The organism is Oligella urethralis DSM 7531 (genome assembly GCF_000372065.1).
Classification (GTDB): domain Bacteria; phylum Pseudomonadota; class Gammaproteobacteria; order Burkholderiales; family Burkholderiaceae_B; genus Oligella; species Oligella urethralis.
This window is the reverse complement of the sequence record NZ_AQVB01000040.1, coordinates 1-2,366: the sequence shown is the minus strand read 5'-3', so window position 1 is coordinate 2,366 and position 2,366 is coordinate 1. Positions and strand designations below refer to the sequence as shown.

4 protein-coding genes and 1 pseudogene are annotated in these 2,366 nt (G+C 36.2%); 4 read left to right on the top strand and 1 reads right to left on the bottom strand.

The window, feature by feature from the left end:
- The 3 genes from A3GA_RS0111020 to A3GA_RS0111010 all read left to right on the top strand — a co-directional run.
- Window positions 1-336: transposase (locus A3GA_RS0111020; RefSeq protein ID WP_018027460.1), on the top strand; the 336-nt coding region annotated here is incomplete at its 5' end.
- Window positions 337-747: 411 nt separating this feature from the next.
- Window positions 748-1,026, top strand: a complete 279-nt coding sequence (locus tag A3GA_RS0111015) for a type II toxin-antitoxin system RelE/ParE family toxin (RefSeq protein ID WP_018027459.1) — start codon at window positions 748-750, stop codon at window positions 1,024-1,026.
- Between the two features lie 10 nt (window positions 1,027-1,036).
- Entirely contained in the window at window positions 1,037-1,315 is a 279-nt protein-coding gene (locus tag A3GA_RS0111010; RefSeq protein WP_018027458.1) for a HigA family addiction module antitoxin, read from the top strand.
- A gap of 106 nt (window positions 1,316-1,421) precedes the next feature.
- Here A3GA_RS0111010 and A3GA_RS0111005 read toward each other — a convergent pair whose 3' ends face one another.
- The gene (locus A3GA_RS0111005) at window positions 1,422-1,799 is read right to left on the bottom strand and encodes a hypothetical protein (RefSeq protein ID WP_018027457.1); all 378 of its coding nucleotides are present in this window, start codon (window positions 1,797-1,799) and stop codon (window positions 1,422-1,424) included.
- Window positions 1,800-2,204: 405 nt separating this feature from the next.
- Here A3GA_RS0111005 and A3GA_RS11760 point away from each other — a divergent pair.
- A pseudogene (locus tag A3GA_RS11760) lies at window positions 2,205-2,366 on the top strand (DDE-type integrase/transposase/recombinase); the annotation flags it as partial.

Genomic DNA, 2,366 nt, shown 5'->3' with positions numbered 1-2,366 from the left:
CAGGCCTTAGACGCTTTTGAGAAGAAGTGGCCTAATTACGCACTGGCCGTGCAGTCGTGGCGCAACAACTGGCATCATGTGGCAACGCTCTTTGCTTATCCTGAGGACATCCGACGGGCGATCTATACCACCAACGCCATTGAGTCCCTTAACAGCGTCATTCGCAAGGCCACGAAGCGTCACAAACTCTTCCCGAACGACGATGCCGCCATGAAGGTGGTGTTTTTAGCCATCCATGAGGCAAGTAAACGGTGGACAAGGCCGATTAAGAACTGGCATCAAGCGTTAAATCAGTTTAGTATAGAGTTTGGGGAAAGAGTTCTGAACCACTTATAAAAATCAAGTTACACAAAATACCTTACACCCTCTAAAACAATGTTAAGTCTTTTAAAATCAACGTCTTAACTTGTAACAATTGACTGGCAAGACGTTATGCAAGACGCTTTACAAGACAAATAGAGTTCTTTATTTAATATATTTCCTCTTACAAGACGTGTTTTTATCAGAAGGGAAAATAGGCGCTTCGCTTTTTTTACGTTATTTTCTAAAGTCATTATTTTTATATTTTTACTTTTTTTTTAGAAATACTTAAACCGCTTAAATTTAATTAATTTTTATTTCACTAAAAGATTTTCGCCAGCTTCTTTCTGATAAGCCTTACTGGGGATTAAAGGTAAAACTTAAATTAAATAGTTCAAAATCTATTTTTGATTGTATAATGGGTATACACGGTACACAGGCAGAGTTATGATTAAATCATTTAAACATAAAGGCCTTAGAAAGTATTTTGAAACTGGAAATACTTCAGGTATTCAACCAAAACATGCAGTTAGGTTACGTACCCAGCTTTCAGTATTAGATACGATTAAAAGCCCTGATGAAATTAATATAGTTAGTTGGAGATTGCATGCTTTGACTGGTAATTTAAAAGGCTACTGGTCTATAACTGTTAATGCAAATTGGCGTATCACTTTTAGATTTGAAGGTGAAAATGTTTATGAAGTTGATTACTTAGATTATCACTAGGAGTAATAAAATGAGAATGTACAATCCACCTCACCCGGGTCTTGTTATTAGAGAGTATTTAGATGATGTTACTGTTTCAGATGCAGCAAAACATTTAGGCATTACTAGGACTTCTTTATCAAGAATACTCAATGGCAAAACAGGTATATCACCTTTAATGGCTATTAAACTTGAAAAAGCATTTGGGGGAATAACAGCTGAGTCTTGGTTAGCGATGCAAGCAAAATATGACTTATGGCAAGAAGAGCAAAGTTACGATGATACAGTTATACCATTTGAATTTGCTTAGTTTAATGATTGTGTTAACTCAAACTTACTCAGCTGAAGAGGTCGGGAAAGAGCTTTTAAAGCTTTAGGTAAGACCCTAGAATTTGAAGTAATTTAAAGTCTATGACTTAAATATACTTATCAATATCAACATCAACTGTAGCCCATTCAGGTTTCTTCCACCCAGCATTAGATGATTTATTTTCTCTAGTTGGAGGCGTTTTGCTGATGGTCGTTTTCTTCTCAGGAGTAGAACGAGCCGGAGCAGGTAACGGTGCTGATTGCTCAGCTGAAGAATTTACTTTCAAGAGTTTATTACATTGGTACCTAATTGCCGGTATCGTAACGTTGACCCCACACCTGGATAGATACTCTTGAATTTCAGCGTAAGTTAGTCCAGTTGTCCTCATTTTCAAAATCTGTTGCTTATACGGAGTAAGTTTGCTCTTGCTAGAGTGAGCTTTTTTTTCTAGCACTTCACTTATATATCTGTCCACGTCCTGCATAATCACGCCCCAATACAATTTTATACTCGATTATAAAACATTTAAAATAAATTATAAAACATTTATAAGAGATGAAAAATAATTAAAGGTCAATCAACTTCACTTAACCCTGAAAAGAATCAAATTAAACATAAAATTAAAATAAATAAAGAAGAATTATAATAAATTATAAATAATTAAAATCCGTATATAAATTAATGAGGGAAGAAGAATATTAAAGACTATATGCGGGATAGGCTATCGCCGTTAAAAGTGGACACTTTTAACAAATTCCGGCCAAGCCGGAAACGCCACCGAGGGTGGCTATTTCAGAATGACTATGAGAGAGGGGCTAAATTCATGCTTGCCAGTGTGGCGAAGGAGAGGGAGTGAATTGTCTTAAACAATTTAAATTTTTTGAAGATGGAAGGATGGCTCTATCTTTGTGTCATGTTAGATTTATTTAGTCGTCGTATTGTGGGTTGGACAACAAGCTCGCGAATTGATCGTCAATTAGTCAATGAGAGTTTGCGTATGGCTATGCTTCAACAAGGATGCCCACGAGACGTATTGATTCACTCCGATCAA